This is a genomic window from Thiomonas islandica (genome assembly GCF_055383445.1).
Window position 1 is genome coordinate 2,279,605 of the sequence record NZ_AP042391.1, and the last position, 14,639, is coordinate 2,294,243.

Consider the following 14,639-nt stretch of genomic DNA (forward strand, 5'->3'; position numbering starts at 1 on the left):
GCATGAACACCGCCGTCTTGTCTACCTCAAGCGGGTCGTTTGAAACCGCCGAGAACGCCAACGCCGCTGCACCCGCAACCTCCACGTCCGCGGCGCCAAAAGCCTTGCCTGCATTCCGCCCGCAGAGCCCGGCCGACCGGCAGCGGGCAAAGAACCGCAAGATCGCGCTGCGCATCGTCGCCCCGCTCATGGGACTGATGCTGTTGCTGCTGGTATGGGAGATCGCCGCTGAGCACAGCAGTCAGTTCCCTTCCCCGCTCGCGACCTGGCATTCGGCGCAGAAGGTTTTCGCCCACCCCTTCTATGACAACGGGCCGAACGATGTGGGTATCGGCTGGAATCTGCTGGCCTCTCTGCAGCGCGTGGCCTACGGCTTCGGCCTGGCGGCTGCTCTGGGCATTCCACTGGGATTTGCCATTGGCCGCGTTCAGTTTCTGAACCGCATGCTCTGGCCTCTCATCAGCCTGCTGCGTCCGGTATCGCCCTTGGCCTGGCTGCCGATTGGGCTGTACGTGTTCAGCAATGCTCCCGCGGCGGCCATCTACACCATTTTCATCTGTTCCATCTGGCCGATGATGATCAACACCGCCATCGGCGTGCAGCGCATTCCCGCGGACTATATGAACGTCGCCCGCGTGCTTGACCTGTCTACCTGGAAGGTGTTCACCAAGATTCTGCTGCCCTCGGTCATGCCCTACATGATGACTGGTGTGCGTCTGTCGGTGGGCACCGCCTGGCTGGTCATCGTCGCCGCCGAAATGCTGACCGGCGGCACCGGCATCGGCTTCTGGTTGTGGAACGAGTGGAACAACCTCAACCTCGCCCACATCCTGATCGCCATTCTGGTCATCGGCGCAACCGGCATGCTGCTCGAAGGCCTGCTCATGCTGCTGGCGCGCCGCTTCAGCTACGACGACGCACGCTGAAACCTGTAACCCCTTCAAGAGGCATTCATCATGGAACGTTTCATCGTCGTCGAACAGGTCGAAATGGTGTTCGACACCGCACGCGGTCCCTTCCACGCTCTCAAGGGCATCAACCTCGACATCGCCAAGGGCGAGTTCATCAGCCTGATCGGTCATTCCGGCTGCGGCAAGAGCACTCTGCTCAACCTCATTGCAGGGCTCACCCTGCCGACCTCGGGAGTGCTGGTGTGCGATGGCCGCGAAATCGCCGCTCCCGGCCCTGACCGCGCCGTGGTGTTTCAGAACCATTCGCTGCTGCCGTGGATGACCTGCTACGGCAATATCTACCTTGGCGTGGAGCGGGTGTTCGGCGCAACGGAAACCAAGTCCCAGCTCAAGGCCCGTGCCCGGGCTGCGCTCGAACTGGTGGGTCTGCCGCATGCCGCAAATAAGTATCCGCACGAAATTTCCGGCGGTATGAAGCAGCGCGTGGGCATCGCCCGCGCCTTGGCGATGGAGCCCAAGGTGCTGCTGATGGATGAGCCCTTCGGCGCGCTCGACGCTCTCACCCGCGCCAAGCTGCAGGACGAGCTGCAGGCTATCGTCGCCGCCAGCGGCAGCACGGTGGTGATGGTCACGCACGACGTGGACGAGGCCGTGCTGCTGTCGGACCGCATCGTCATGCTCACCAACGGCCCGGCGGCCACCATCGGCGAGATCCTCGCCGTCGATCTGCCGCGCCCGCGCGAGCGCCTGGCGCTGTCGGAAGACCCGCACTACGCCCATCTGCGCGCCCAGGTGCTGGAGTTTCTCTACAAGCGCCAGGCCCATTCCCAGGCCAAGGCCGCTTGATGCCGCCGCCCGCTGTCGCACAAACACCTTGAGGAGTTCCACCATGAGTCTTACCGCCGAGCAAATCCAGTTGGTGCAATCGAGTTTCGCCAAGGTCAGGCCCGTCGCCGACCAGGCCGCGGCGATCTTCTACGCGCGCCTGTTCGAGATCGCGCCCCAGGTCAAGCCGATGTTCAAGGGCGACATGGCCGAACAGGGCCGCAAGCTGATGGCCATGCTGAACACCGTGGTCAACGGCCTGACGAATCTGGACAGCATCGTGCCGGCCGCGCAGAGTATGGCCAGGCGCCATGTGGACTACGGCGTGCAGCCCGAACACTATGCATACGTGGGCAGCGCCTTGCTGTACGCGCTAGGCCAGGGCCTTGGCACCGATTTCACCCCCGCGGTGAAGCTGGCCTGGACCGATGCCTACGGGTTGCTGTCGGGCGTGATGATCGCCGCGGCCTACCCCGCGATGCAGGAGCAGCGCGCATGAACAAGCTCAAGCTCGTCCTCGTGGGCAACGGCATGGCCGGCGTGCGCGCGCTGGAGGAGTTGCTCAAGCTCGCTCCGGATCTGTATGACATCACGGTGTTCGGCGCCGAGCCGTATCCGAACTACAACCGCATCCTGCTCTCGCCGGTGCTGGCCGGCGAGCAGACCGTCGAGCAGATCATCCTCAACCCGCTGTCCTGGTACGCCGAGAACGGCATCACCCTGCACACCGGTAAGACCGTGGTGGAAATCAACCGCGTCAAGCGCATCGTGCGCGCCGACGACGGCACCGAAGCCGCCTACGACCGTCTGCTGCTGGCCACCGGGTCCAACCCCTTCATCCTGCCCGTGCCGGGCAAAGACCTGGAGGGCGTGATCGCCTACCGCGACATCAAGGACACCGAGACCATGATCGAGACCGCCAAGCGCTACAAGCACGCGGTCGTCATTGGCGGCGGCCTGCTCGGTCTGGAGGCGGCCAACGGCCTGAAGCTGCGTGGAATGGACGTGACCGTGGTGCACATCATGCCGTGGCTGATGGAGCGCCAACTCGACGACGTGGCTGGCAAGCTGCTGCAAAAATCGCTGGAAGACCGCGGTCTGAAATTTCTCATCGGCGCGCAGACACAAGCCTTGCTGGGGAATGAACAAGGCCGGGTGCGCGCAGTGCAGTTCAAGGACGGCAAAGAGATTCCCGCCGATCTGGTGGTGATGGCTGCAGGCATCCGCCCCAACACCGCGCTGGCGGAAAAGGCCGGCCTGCACTGCAGCCGTGGCATTGTGGTGAGCGATACGCTGCAGACCATTACCGACCCGCGCATTTATGCCGTCGGCGAATGCGCCGAGCACCGCGGCATCGCCTATGGACTGGTCGCGCCTCTGTTCGAGCAAGCGAAGGTCGCGGCCAATCATCTGGCACAGATGGGCATTGGCCGCTACACTGGCAGCGCGGTCAGTACCAAGCTCAAGGTGACGGGGATCGACTTATTCTCCGCCGGCAATTTCATGGGCGGCGAGGGCTGCGAGGACATCATCTTGTCCGACCCGTTTGCCGGCGTCTACAAGCGCCTGGTGATTCAGGGTGACAAACTGGTCGGTGCCTGCCTGTATGGCGACACGGTGGATGGCTCTTGGTACTTCAGACTGCTGCGCGAAGGCCGCAAGGTGCACGACATCCGCGACAAGTTGATGTTCGGCGAAAGCCATCTGGGCGACGCCGGCCATCATGGACAGAGCAAGGCCCAGATGATGGCCGACGGTGATGAAGTCTGCGGCTGCAACGGCGTGTGCAAAGGCACGATCGTCAAGGCCATCAAGGACAAGGGGCTATTCACACTTGAGGAGGTGCGCAAGCACACCAAGGCCAGCGCCTCCTGCGGCTCGTGCACCGGGTTGGTGGAACAAATCTTGATGTTCACCGCCGGCGGAGACTACAGCGCCACGCCAAAGAAAAAAGCCCTGTGCGGCTGCACCGATTCCAGCCACCAGGACGTGCGCGAGGCCATCCGCGAGCAGCATCTTCTGACCATTGCCGACGTGTACGCCAAGCTCGGCTGGCGCACGCCCAACGGCTGTTCGAGCTGCCGCCCAGCGGTGAACTACTACCTCATTTCCACCTGGCCGCACGAAGCAAAGGACGACCCGCAAAGCCGCTTCATCAACGAGCGCAGCCACGCCAACATCCAGAAGGACGGTACCTATAGCGTCGTTCCGCGTATGTGGGGCGGAGAGACATCGGCTGCCGAACTGCGCCGTATCGCCGATGTTGTCGAGAAATACAACATTCCCACAGTGAAGGTCACCGGCGGTCAGCGCATCGACCTGCTTGGCGTAAAAAAAGAGGATTTGCCCCAGGTGTGGCGCGATCTCGGCATGCCGTCCGGACACGCTTACGCCAAGGCGCTGCGCACGGTGAAAACCTGCGTGGGCAGCGAATGGTGCCGCTTCGGCACACAGGACAGCACCACCATGGGCAAGATGCTCGAGCGTGCCACCTGGCGCATGTATGCGCCGCATAAGGTCAAGTTCGCGGTCAGCGGCTGTCCGCGCAACTGCGCTGAAGCCGGCATCAAGGACGTGGGCATCATCGGCGTCGATTCCGGCTGGGAGATGTATGTCGGCGGCAACGGCGGCATCAAGACCGAGGTGGCGCAGTTCCTGGTCAAGCTCAAGACGCAGCAAGACGTACTGGAATACACCGGCGCCTTCATCCAGCTTTACCGCGAGGAAGGCTGGTATCTGGAACGCACCGTGCACTTCATCGCTCGCGTCGGATTGGACTACGTCAAAAAACGCATTCTTGACGACGCCGAAGGCCGCAAGGCGCTATGGGAGCGGCTGCAGTACGCACTGCAGGGCGAGCCCGATCCATGGTTCGAGTTTGAGAAGGCCCAGGTGGACGCGCGGCAGTTCATTCCCATCGTTCCGGTCGTGGCAATGCAAGGAGAGCCGGCATGAGCGCTGTGCCTGTCGAGGCTACATGGATTCTGGTGTGCCACGTCGCCGACATCCCACGGCTGGGTGCGCGGCGCGTTCGACGCCCGGACGGCGTGGACATCGCACTGTTTCGCACTGCCAGCGACCGCGTTTACGCCCTGCTCGACCGCTGCCCGCACAAGGGCGGGCCGCTGAGCCAGGGCATCGTGTTCGGCGATGCCGTGGCCTGTCCGCTGCACAACTGGATCATCGGGCTGGATGACGGCCGCGCGAAAGCGCCCGACGCGGGTTGCACTCCGAGCTTCGCGGTGAAGGTGGACGGCGATCGGGTGTATCTGCGCGATGACCAGCTGCAAGCGCCGATCGACGCCATGAACGCAGTGCGTTGTGAGGGGACGACCCGTGGGAGCGCCGCGTGATGAACGCCGCCGACTTCCCGCAGGGCGCCATCGCCCTCCTGCCGGAAAATGCCCTGCACGAGACGCGCTCGACCTGCCCGTATTGCGGCGTGGGCTGCGGTGTCTTCATCCAAAGCGAGGACGGCCGCATCACCGGCGTACGCGGCGACCCGGGTCATCCGGCCAACTTCGGCAAGCTCTGTACCAAAGGCGGTACGTTACACCTAAGCGCCAAGCCGGAGCTGCTGCCGCAGGTGCGCGCGCTGCGACCCGAGTTGCGCATCCACCGCAACGCGCCACGTCAGGCGGTGAACTGGGGCGTCGCGCTCGACCACGTGGCGCAGCGCTTTGCCGACATCATTGCCGAGCATGGGCCTGACAGTGTGGGCTTTTACATCTCTGGCCAGATGCTGACCGAGGACTATTACGTCTTCAACAAGCTGGCCAAGGGTCTGATCGGGACCAACAACGTCGATACCAACTCCCGCGTGTGCATGAGCAGCGCAGTGGCGGGCTACAAGGCGACGCTGGGCGCCGACGCGCCGCCGTGCTGTTACGACGACATCGACCACGCCGCAAGCCTCTTCCTGGTCGGCAGCAATGCGGCGTGGTCGCACCCCATCGCCTTTCGCCGCATTGAAAAGGCCAAGGCCACGCGGCCAGACATGCGCATCGTCGTCATCGACCCGCGCCGAACCGAAACTGCCGAACTTGCCGACCTGCACCTGCAATTGCTACCCGGCACCGACGTGGCACTGTTCCACGCCATGCTGCATGTGATGGTGTGGGAAGATCTGATCGATCCTGCCTTCATTGCCGCGCATACCAGTGGCTTTGCCACGTTGCGCGATCTCGTGCGTGAGATGAGCCCGGCAGTCGCTGCCAATCTGTGCGGTCTCAAGGAGCAGGACATCGTCACCGCCGCACGCTGGTTCGCACTGGGTTCTCCCGGCGCTGCACTGCAAGCGCGCCAGCCGACGCTGTCAATGTATTGCCAGGGGTTGAACCAGTCGAGCAGCGGCACGGCGAAGAACGCCGGGCTCATCAACCTGCACCTGGCCTGCGGCCAGATCGGCAAGCCGGGCGCGGGGCCGTTTTCACTCACCGGGCAGCCCAACGCCATGGGCGGACGCGAAGTGGGCGGCATGGCCAATCTGCTGTCCGCGCATCGCGACTTGGCCAGCGCCGCGCATCGCGCCGAAGTCGCCGCCCTGTGGGGTGTGGCCGACGTGCCAGCAAACCGCGGCAAGACCGCCATCGAGCTGTTCCAGGCCGCGGCAGATGGCAAGGTGAAGGCGCTGTGGATCGCCTGCACCAATCCGGCACAATCTCTGCCCAACCAGGCGCTGGTGCGCCGCGCACTGCAGACGGCCGAACTCGTCGTCGTGCAGGAGGCGTACACCACCGCTGCCACGGTGCAGTACGCGGACGTGCTGTTGCCCGCCACCACTTGGGGGGAGAAGGAAGGCACCGTCACCAACTCTGAGCGTCGCATCAGCCTGGTGCGTGCTGCAGTGGCCGCCCCGGGACAGGCGCGTGCCGACTGGGAGATCGCTGTCGATTTCGCTCGCCGTCTGGAAAATCTCCTACCGATGCGCCGTGCCGATGGGGGCACATTGTTCCCTTACCGCAGCGCCGAAGACGTGTGGAACGAGCACCGCGCAAGCACTCGTGGCCGTGACCTCGATATCACCGGCTTGTCCTGGGCCATCCTTGATCGTGACGGACCGCAGCAATGGCCTTACCCCGAAGGTGCCACTGCCGGCAAGAAGCGGCTTTACGACGACGGCGTCTTCCCGACAGCCGACGGCCGCGCCAGGTTCTTCGCCGAACCCTTCAAACCCGTGGCCGAACCCTGCGACGCACGCTATCCCCTGGCGCTGACTACCGGACGGCTGCGCGACCAGTGGCACGGCATGACCCGCACCGGCACCGTGCCTCGACTGTTCAACCATGCTGCGCAACCTTGCGTCGACCTGCATCCAGGCGATCTCGCGCTGCGTGGTCTGCGCGATGGTGAGCTCGTGCGCGTGGCCTCACGCCGTGGCGATCTCGTCCTGCCTGTGCGCGCCACCGACACGGTACGCCCCGGCCAGGCCTTCATCGCCATGCATTGGGGCGCGGAATACCTCGCCGGGTGCAATGCCGAAGGCGTCGCGCGCCTGGGCGTCAACGGCCTCACCCTGCCGGTGATCGACCCCTATTCTTTCCAGCCCGAACTCAAGCACAGCGCGGTGCGGGTGGAAGCCGCCAACCTCACCTGGCACCTTGCCGCCTTCGGCTGGATGCCCGAAGCCAGCGCCCAGGCGCTGCGCGCCACGCTGATGCAGGAACTGGCCGACCTACCCTTTGTGTTGTGCGTGCCGTTCGGCCGCGAGCGTACCGGTCTGCTGCTGCGCGCTGCGGCGCGGGGCGCACCAAGTGCGGAATTGTTGACGCGCATCGAAGCCCGTTTCGGTGTGCAGGGAAACGCTGCACTGCACTACGCCGACCCCGGCCGCAGCGTTCGCCGCGCGGTGCGCTTGAATGGCGAGAAACTCGATGCCGCGCTGCTCAGCGGCCCGGCCGACAGCGTGGTGGCGCAAGGCTGGCTGCGCGAGCTGCTGCAAAGCGAAGCCAGCGCCAAGCCCTATGGCCACTGGCTGCTGCTGCCGTCCACTACGCCGCCGGCCAATCTGCCCAGCCCCGGTCATCAGGTTTGCAACTGCTTCGACGTGTGGCAAAGCCAGATCGACAGCCTCCTGCCCATGCTGGAAGGCAATGCCGATGAGCGACTCGCCACGCTGCAGCTGCAGCTCAAGTGCGGTACCAACTGTGGTTCCTGTCTGCCCGAGCTGCGCCGCTTGGTGCGCGAGTCAGAGCGGGTCGCGGGCTGAGTCTTGCCGTTCATCATCTAGGTGGTCTATACCATGGAAAACCCCGCAGCAACACGGCCCCAGCTTGCGCAAGCGGTCGATCCTGCAGACCGCTTCAACCCCGAGGTCGTGGCCATGCTGCGCACCATCGGCCGCGGCGCGCATGGCAGTCGGGGACTCAGCGTGGAGCAGGCGCAAACGCTGATGCGCTGGCTGCTGCGGCGCGAGCTGTCGGACGCGCAGATCGGGGCCGTTCTGCTGGCGCTGCGCATGAAAGGTGAGAGCGCCGATGAACTCGAAGGCTTCACCCGCGCGGTACGCGAGAGCCTACTGGCCATCGCGCCGGGGCGCTCGGTGGTCGTTCTGCCCAGCGTCAATGGTGCGCGTCGCCTGCCCAACCAGGTGCCGCTGCTGGCACTTTTGCTGCGCCAGCGCGGCATTCCGGTGCTGGTGCTGGGCACCGAACAGAGCGATGGCCGTTTGCATACCGCGCGCATCTGGGCCGCGCTCGGGCTGCATCTGGCGGGCAGCAGCATGCAGGCGCAAGCCTTGCTGAATGCAGGCGAAGCGGTCTACCTCGACCTTGCACGCATCAGCCCGCAACTGGCCACCTTGCTGCAATGGCGCAGCGTGCTGGGCGTGCGTAACGCCGGTCACAGCGTGGTGAAGCTACTGTCTCCGGTGGTCGGACCCAACCTGCTGCTGACCAGCTACACCCACCCGGAATACGCGGTGCTCATGCGTGAAGTGCTGCAGCGCCTGGGCCAGCCGGCGCTGCTGATGCGCGGCTGCGAAGGCGAGGCCATGGCCCACCCCACCCGTGCTGGTGAACTGTTACACATTGACGCCGAAGGCCGTTTACACCAGGAGCTAGCCTCCAAGGAAACACCAACCGATGTCACCTTGCCAGCCTGCGGTACCGATCTGGCCGCCACGCTAGGCTGGATTGCCGACGTGCGTGCCGGCCGCATGCCCATGCCAGCGCCGCTGGCGCGCCAAGTCGAGGTCATTGCCGCTGCCTTGCACATTGACCCACGCGCAGCGGCCGCAGCCGGCGCATCCCACCTGGCTTTCGAGTTCGTGCTCCACGACTGATACGCCCCCGGAGAATCGCCATGTCAACCAAGTCTCGTCCCATGCATACCGCCATCAAGGCTGATACCCCCAACACAGTCCACCTCGTCGGTGCTGGCCCTGGCGACCCCGAACTGCTCACGCTCAAAGCGGTACGCGTGCTGCAGCAAGCCAGCCTCGTGCTGGTCGATGATCTGGTCAACGACGCCTGCCTGCAGCATCTGCCCGCAAGCTGCCGCATCGTGCATGTCGGCAAGCGCGGCGGCTGCGCCAGCACACCGCAAGCCTTCATCGAAAAGCTGATGGTGAGCGAAGCCCTGCGCGGCGAGCGCGTGGTCCGACTCAAGGGCGGCGACCCGCTGCTGTTCGGCCGTTGCGGTGAAGAAATCGAGGCACTGCGCGCAGCCGGCCTTGGGGTAGAGGTGGTGCCCGGTATCACGGCAGGTGTCGCCGCCGCGGCCGCGTCGACGCTGTCGCTCACCCACCGCGACCATGCCCGCGGCGTGGCCTTCGTCACCGGCCACACCGCCGTCGGCAACGATGTCGACTGGGCTGCGCTGGCCCGTAGTGGCTTAACCTTGGTGGTTTATATGGGCGTGTCCACGGCAGCGTCCATGCAGCAGGCCCTGCTCGACGGAGGCCTGCCGGCGCACACCCCGGCACTGTTGGTGCAGTCGGCCAGCTGCGCGGACGAACGCCGCCTGCGTACCCGCCTGGGCTGGCTGGCCGATAGCCTCGCCGCCAGCGGTTTGGCCAGCCCCTGCGTGATGATCATCGGCAACGTCGCCGAGGGGTTGATGCAGGTCAACATGGCAGACCTCATGGTGCCAGTGCCCTCGGATGCGCGGGCAAGCCGTGTCGCCTGAGGCCACGCTGAATGCGCACGCGGGGCAGGCACCGGCGCGGCCAAAGCCGACCTGCTGGCAGACGGTAGATCCCCGCGCACGCGGGGCAGGCCGAACTGTCGGGCGCGGGGACCGCTGATGAAGTGTTGTTAGCACCTGATTCGATTTCTAGCACTCCTTTCTCCTGGTGTCAAGCGATTTTCGTGCTACACTAATAGCAGTTAATCGCTAGCATAGGGTAAGCATGAAGGCGCTCCATATTCGCAACCTCTCTGATGATGTCCATGAGGCATTGAAGCGGCTGGCGGCCGCCAGTCATCGCAGCGTGCAGGAATACGTTCGCACCCTGATCGAACGGGAAGTGCGCCTGTCTAAGCCGTCGCCAGTTGAAGCCGCCAGGCAGTGGCGTAGCAAGCTCGCCGGTCGAGTCCTTGGTGATACCGTTGAGGACATCCGTGAGGATCGGGCGCGATGATCTGGGTGGTCGATACATCAGCCGTCGTGCGGCTTTTCGTCCCGGACGGACCGCTTCATCCCGAGATCGAGGCGGCCATGAACCGGGCGATGCACGGCTCGGATGTCGTGCTGGCCCCGGAGCTGATGCTGATTGAGTCGGCCAACGTGCTGATGCGCAAGCAAAGGCGCAGCGAGCTGTTGTCCGAGGAGGCAAGGGCGATCATCGAGTCGATCGTCTCTTTGCCGGTTCGTATCGAGCCGCATGCGCCTTTGCTTGTCTCCGCCTGTGCGCTGGCGCAAGCCAACAATCTGACGGTGTACGACGCGCTTTATCTCGCCCTGGCGGAGCGGCATGGGGCGCGCCTTATGACCTGCGACGATCGGTTGGATCGTGTCGCGAAAACGATGGGGCTCGATAACCCCTGAGGGAAGCCCGTGACGAGGCAGCCCCGCACGTGGGCATTCATCATGTCCCCGGTCTGGAACCCGAAGGCGCTTCTGCCGTCGTTGGGAAAGTGACGCCTGTCAGAGAAGAATGTGGTCAGCAAGACACGTCGGGGCAGGAAAGGAAACGTGCGCATGATCGCGCACATTCTTGATAGCAGAATGACACGCTCTATCGCCGCACAATATGCGGCGAATAACTTGCGCATGCGGAGATTGCGGCCCATAATCTCCGCATGAACAGCGGCGATTGCAAATACATCTGGCAGGCCAGCGACTGGCCGAACTGGCGCTTCGATCTAGCGGTGCTCGCTGGCCCCATGGCAGAGGTCAGTCGTGCTCAAGGTCTCTTGATGGGTCGCTTGGCCGACGTGGGCATGGCGCTTCGCGATCAGGCGAGTCTGGCCGCGCTCACCGAGGACGTGGTCAAAACCAGCGAGATCGAGGGCGAGCAGCTCAATGTCGAATCCGTGCGTTCGAGCATCGCGCGCCGATTGGGCGTGGACATCGGCGCCCTGGCCCCGGTGGATCGGCACGTCGAAGGCGTGGTCGAGATGGTGCTTGATGCCACCGCCAACTGTCATGCACCGGTGTCGCGAGAGCGGCTGTTCGGTTGGCATGCCGCGCTGTTTCCTACCGGCTACTCTGGACTCTCCAAGATCAAGGTTGGCGCATGGCGCGACGATGCCAGCGGTCCGATGCAGGTGGTGTCTGGCCCCATCGGCCGCCAGAGAGTGCATTTCGAGGCACCGCCGGCAGATCGCCTAGCGACCGAAACCAGCCGGTTCCTGGACTGGGTCAATAGCGAATCAAACGAACCGCCGTTGCTCAAGGCCGGCCTTGGCCACCTGTGGTTCGTCACTTTGCACCCGTTCGACGATGGCAATGGCCGTATCGCTCGGGCCATCGGCGACCTGCTGCTGGCACGCGCCGACGGCAGCCCGCAACGCTTCTACAGTTTGTCGGCGCAGATCCAGCGGGAGCGCAAGGCCTACTACGATATCCTGGAGCGGACACAGAAGCGCTCAGTGGACGTCACCGAGTGGCTCGCCTGGTTCCTGGATACCCTCCATCGCGCTGTCGACCAGGCACAGCACACGCTCGATGCGGTGCTGACCAAGACGCGATTCTGGCAGCGCTGGGCGACAACGCCATTGAACGAGCGGCAGGTGAAGTTGCTCAACAAGCTGCTCGACGGCTTCGAAGGCAAGCTCACCAGCAGCAAATGGGCGTCGATCGCCAAATGCTCGCCAGACACCGCGCTACGCGACATCAACGACCTGCTTGCGCGGGGTGTGCTGCGGAAATCGGATGCGGGCGGACGCAGTACCAGCTATGTATTGGATGAGCCTCCAGCGGGTGAACGCACATGAATAAAGGTGCCAATGGCGATGAGGCCACAACCGGCAGTTCGTTCGAGAAAGTAGTTCTGGATCTGCTCGATCAGGATATTTCCGCGCACCCCGAGTGATTGCAACCCGTCACCGCCGGACTGGCACGACGCGCTCAGAGGCTGGCTGACCTGTTGGTACTGCGTATTGACAACAGCTACACGCGCATCTATCGTTTGTATATCTGTTGAATACACACAAGGAGGTCGCCATGCGCGCTGCTGCCATCAATTTACGTGCCTTGCCGGAGCAACGGGATCTCATCGATCATGCCGCCAGACTGCTGGGGAAAAACCGTTCGGACTTCATGCTGGAAGCCGCCTGCGAGCGTGCGCAGTCCGTGCTGCTCGACCAGGTATTCTTCGGTCTGGATGCGGAAAAATTCCAGCAGTTCACCGCCATGCTCGACGCTCCGCCACGGGCCAATGAGGGTCTTGAGCGACTGATGGCAGTAAAAGCGCCGTGGGGCAGCAATCCGGCATGAGCTTGAAGCTATCCGCGCCGCAGCCCCTTGCGGCCGCGCACCTGTTGGGCGACTTCGAGAGTGGTGAGCCTGCTTTGGATGAGTGGCTAAAACGCCGGGCGATGAACAACCAGCTCACTGGGGCCAGCCGCACTTTTGTGGTCGTTGATGAAGAAAATCGGGTGCGCGGCTTCTACGCGATGGCGGCTGGTGCGGCCGCACATCAAGTGGCAACCAGCTCGGTTCGGCGCAATATGCCCGATCCAGTTCCCGTCATGGTGCTCGGCAGGCTGGCGGTCGACCGGCGGGCACAGGGCATCAAGTTGGGGGCTGCCATGCTGCAAGACGCGGTTAACCGCGCCATCACCGTATCGCAAAACACCAGTGTACGAGCCTTGCTGGTTCATGCGCTCCACGAACGCGCCAAACAGTTTTATGCGCACTACGGCTTTCAGGAATCGCCACAGCATCCGATGACACTGATGTTGCGCCTGAATAGCGTCAAGGCTTGATGGACTCGATCGAGGGATGTTCCGTATCGTCGGTATATCTGGCCAAGTCGTCGTCCCTGAAATATTCACTTCAAGCGGCGAAGGGTCTCAGAGCGAGCAGGGGATCATGAATGCTTGGGCCAGCGCAGGCGGATGAGGAAGTCTTTGCAGGGCGCATGACGCGCGCCATGGCAGCGGCCACCCAAGACCCGCTCTGGCCGCTGGCTTGTTGCAGACACAAAAAAACAGATCGCAAGAAGGTGATGCCCTTTCGGGCGATCATGCGCAGCAGCCAGCGGATGTTGTAGCCCGCCGCACACAGCACCGCATGCAGCCGGTCACCCGTTTCACCCTTGAGATGACAGCGGTCCATGCGGTGATCGGCCTTGAGGTGGCCGAAGCCGGCATCGAGCCCTCGGTGGGCTCCACCGGCGACAGCGACGACAACGCGCTGGCCGAGACCATCAACGGCCTCTACAAAGCCGAGCTGATCCATCGCCGAGCACCATGGAAGACCAAGGAAGCGGTAGAGCTTGCCACGCTGGAATGGGTGGCGTGGTTCAACCATCACCGACTGCTCGAACCCATCGGCTATATCCCGCCGGCCGAGGCCGAGGCAGCGAAGCGTTGACAGGGGTACTTGCGGGCCAGCCATTGAGCCGCGAGTGGTTGCTGCGTTTCGTGAAGCACCGGGTCGGCGACGAGCGCATCGTTCGGCTGCTGAGCAAGTGGCTCACGGCCGGTGCCCTTGAAGACGGGCAATGGAGCGCAGCTGACCAGGGGACGCCACAGGGCGCGGTGATCTCACCGTTGCTGGCCAACGTCTACCTGCACTACGTCTTCGACCTGTGGGCCCAGCAATGGCGGCGGCGCGAGGCGACCGGCGACCTCATCATCGTTCGCTATGCTGACGATCTGGTCGTGGGCTTCGAGCATGAAGCCGATGCGCGGCGCTTCTGGGGCGCGATGCGAGAGCGGTTCGCGCGCTTCGCGCTCGAACTGCACGGGGGAAAGACCCAGTTGCTGGAGTTCGGTCGGTACGCGATCGAACGTCGGCATCGCCAGGGTCTGGGCAAGCCGCCAACATTCAACTTCTTGGGGTTCACGTTCATCTGTGGTCGATCACGGCGGGGTGCATTCCTGCTGCGACGACACACGCGGCGTTGACCGCATGCGCGCTGCGCTCCAGGCAGTCAAGGACGGTCTGCTCCAACGGCGCCACGCCAGCATCCCAGAGCAGGGGGACTGGCTGCGCTCGGTGGTGTCCGGCTCTTCGCCTACCACGCGGTGCCCACCAACGCTCAGGCGCTCTGCGTGTATCGGCGCCACGTCCTGTTGTTCTGGCGGCGCTCTTTGGAGCGCCGCAGCCAGAAGGCGGGCGTGACGTGGGTGAAGATGGATCGGCTCGCGGCCGAGTGGCTACCGCCCCCGCACATCCTTCATCCCTGGCCCGAAGAGCGGTTCAGCGTCAAACACCCAAGGTAGGAGCCGTATGCCTTAATTGGGCACGTACGGATCTGTGCGGGGGGTGCCGGGCAACCGGCATCCCTAC

At 64.0% G+C, this 14,639-nt stretch carries 14 protein-coding genes and 2 pseudogenes; 15 read left to right on the forward strand and 1 reads right to left on the reverse strand.

Annotated features, from left to right (window positions below):
• The first annotated feature begins 2 nt into the window (after nt 1-2).
• The 13 genes from ntrB to ACZ47F_RS11245 all read left to right on the forward strand — a co-directional run bounded on the left by ntrB (nt 3) and on the right by ACZ47F_RS11245 (nt 13,108).
• Nucleotides 3-926, forward strand: a complete 924-nt coding sequence (gene ntrB, locus ACZ47F_RS11185; RefSeq protein ID WP_464924790.1) for a nitrate ABC transporter permease — start codon at nt 3-5, stop codon at nt 924-926.
• A 30-nt stretch (nt 927-956) separates the two neighbouring features.
• Complete coding sequence (locus ACZ47F_RS11190; RefSeq protein ID WP_464924791.1) at nt 957-1,757, forward strand: ABC transporter ATP-binding protein; 801 nt, start codon at nt 957-959, stop codon at nt 1,755-1,757.
• 43 nt (nt 1,758-1,800) lie between these two features.
• A complete protein-coding gene (locus ACZ47F_RS11195; RefSeq protein WP_094160070.1) occupies nt 1,801-2,235 on the forward strand; it encodes a globin family protein in 435 nt (144 codons plus the stop codon).
• Complete coding sequence (gene nirB, locus ACZ47F_RS11200; protein ID WP_464924792.1) at nt 2,232-4,691, forward strand: nitrite reductase large subunit NirB; 2,460 nt, start codon at nt 2,232-2,234, stop codon at nt 4,689-4,691. Before ACZ47F_RS11195 ends, nirB begins: the two co-directional genes overlap by 4 nt.
• Complete coding sequence (gene nirD, locus ACZ47F_RS11205) at nt 4,688-5,089, forward strand: nitrite reductase small subunit NirD (RefSeq protein ID WP_464924793.1); 402 nt, start codon at nt 4,688-4,690, stop codon at nt 5,087-5,089. The genes nirB and nirD overlap by 4 nt, the downstream gene beginning before the upstream one ends.
• Nucleotides 5,089-7,944, forward strand: a complete 2,856-nt coding sequence (locus ACZ47F_RS11210; protein WP_464924794.1) for a nitrate reductase — start codon at nt 5,089-5,091, stop codon at nt 7,942-7,944. The genes nirD and ACZ47F_RS11210 overlap by 1 nt, the downstream gene beginning before the upstream one ends.
• A gap of 33 nt (nt 7,945-7,977) precedes the next feature.
• A complete protein-coding gene (gene ybiB, locus ACZ47F_RS11215) occupies nt 7,978-9,018 on the forward strand; it encodes a DNA-binding protein YbiB (protein WP_464924795.1) in 1,041 nt (346 codons plus the stop codon).
• A gap of 20 nt (nt 9,019-9,038) precedes the next feature.
• Nucleotides 9,039-9,863: a uroporphyrinogen-III C-methyltransferase gene (gene cobA, locus ACZ47F_RS11220; protein WP_464924796.1), complete on the forward strand. Its 825-nt coding sequence runs from the start codon at nt 9,039-9,041 to the stop codon at nt 9,861-9,863.
• A gap of 223 nt (nt 9,864-10,086) precedes the next feature.
• Complete coding sequence (locus ACZ47F_RS11225) at nt 10,087-10,317, forward strand: FitA-like ribbon-helix-helix domain-containing protein (protein ID WP_464924797.1); 231 nt, start codon at nt 10,087-10,089, stop codon at nt 10,315-10,317.
• Nucleotides 10,314-10,724, forward strand: coding sequence for a type II toxin-antitoxin system VapC family toxin (locus ACZ47F_RS11230; protein ID WP_464924798.1), 411 nt, complete (start codon nt 10,314-10,316; stop codon nt 10,722-10,724). The genes ACZ47F_RS11225 and ACZ47F_RS11230 overlap by 4 nt, the downstream gene beginning before the upstream one ends.
• Nucleotides 10,725-10,978: 254 nt before the next feature.
• Nucleotides 10,979-12,115: a Fic family protein gene (locus tag ACZ47F_RS11235; protein ID WP_464924799.1), complete on the forward strand. Its 1,137-nt coding sequence runs from the start codon at nt 10,979-10,981 to the stop codon at nt 12,113-12,115.
• A 229-nt stretch (nt 12,116-12,344) separates the two neighbouring features.
• Entirely contained in the window at nt 12,345-12,617 is a 273-nt protein-coding gene (locus tag ACZ47F_RS11240) for a type II toxin-antitoxin system TacA family antitoxin (protein ID WP_464924800.1), read from the forward strand.
• Nucleotides 12,614-13,108 (forward strand): GNAT family N-acetyltransferase, encoded by a 495-nt coding sequence (locus tag ACZ47F_RS11245; protein ID WP_464924801.1) that lies wholly within the window; start codon nt 12,614-12,616, stop codon nt 13,106-13,108. The genes ACZ47F_RS11240 and ACZ47F_RS11245 overlap by 4 nt, the downstream gene beginning before the upstream one ends.
• Nucleotides 13,109-13,178: 70 nt before the next feature.
• Here the strand turns inward: ACZ47F_RS11245 and ACZ47F_RS11250 are convergent.
• A pseudogene (locus ACZ47F_RS11250) lies at nt 13,179-13,487 on the reverse strand (hypothetical protein); the annotation flags it as partial.
• Here ACZ47F_RS11250 and ACZ47F_RS11255 point away from each other — a divergent pair.
• Nucleotides 13,479-13,718, forward strand: a pseudogene (locus ACZ47F_RS11255) (integrase core domain-containing protein); the annotation flags it as partial. The pseudogenes ACZ47F_RS11250 and ACZ47F_RS11255 overlap by 9 nt on opposite strands.
• Before the next feature lie 38 nt (nt 13,719-13,756).
• Nucleotides 13,757-14,254, forward strand: a complete 498-nt coding sequence (locus ACZ47F_RS11260) for a reverse transcriptase domain-containing protein (protein WP_464924802.1) — start codon at nt 13,757-13,759, stop codon at nt 14,252-14,254.
• Nucleotides 14,255-14,639: the final 385 nt, after the last annotated feature.

Bases quoted from the DNA above. Each gene is read 5' to 3' on its own strand.
- ntrB (WP_464924790.1), top strand. From the start codon at position 3: ATGAACACCGCCGTCTTGTCTACCTCAAGCGGGTCGTTTGAAACCGCC.
- ACZ47F_RS11190 (WP_464924791.1), top strand. From the start codon at position 957: ATGGAACGTTTCATCGTCGTCGAACAGGTCGAAATGGTGTTCGACACC.
- ACZ47F_RS11195 (WP_094160070.1), top strand. From the start codon at position 1,801: ATGAGTCTTACCGCCGAGCAAATCCAGTTGGTGCAATCGAGTTTCGCC.
- nirB (WP_464924792.1), top strand. From the start codon at position 2,232: ATGAACAAGCTCAAGCTCGTCCTCGTGGGCAACGGCATGGCCGGCGTG.
- nirD (WP_464924793.1), top strand. From the start codon at position 4,688: ATGAGCGCTGTGCCTGTCGAGGCTACATGGATTCTGGTGTGCCACGTC.
- ACZ47F_RS11210 (WP_464924794.1), top strand. From the start codon at position 5,089: ATGAACGCCGCCGACTTCCCGCAGGGCGCCATCGCCCTCCTGCCGGAA.
- ybiB (WP_464924795.1), top strand. From the start codon at position 7,978: ATGGAAAACCCCGCAGCAACACGGCCCCAGCTTGCGCAAGCGGTCGAT.
- cobA (WP_464924796.1), top strand. From the start codon at position 9,039: ATGTCAACCAAGTCTCGTCCCATGCATACCGCCATCAAGGCTGATACC.
- ACZ47F_RS11225 (WP_464924797.1), top strand. From the start codon at position 10,087: ATGAAGGCGCTCCATATTCGCAACCTCTCTGATGATGTCCATGAGGCA.
- ACZ47F_RS11230 (WP_464924798.1), top strand. From the start codon at position 10,314: ATGATCTGGGTGGTCGATACATCAGCCGTCGTGCGGCTTTTCGTCCCG.
- ACZ47F_RS11235 (WP_464924799.1), top strand. From the start codon at position 10,979: ATGAACAGCGGCGATTGCAAATACATCTGGCAGGCCAGCGACTGGCCG.
- ACZ47F_RS11240 (WP_464924800.1), top strand. From the start codon at position 12,345: ATGCGCGCTGCTGCCATCAATTTACGTGCCTTGCCGGAGCAACGGGAT.
- ACZ47F_RS11245 (WP_464924801.1), top strand. From the start codon at position 12,614: ATGAGCTTGAAGCTATCCGCGCCGCAGCCCCTTGCGGCCGCGCACCTG.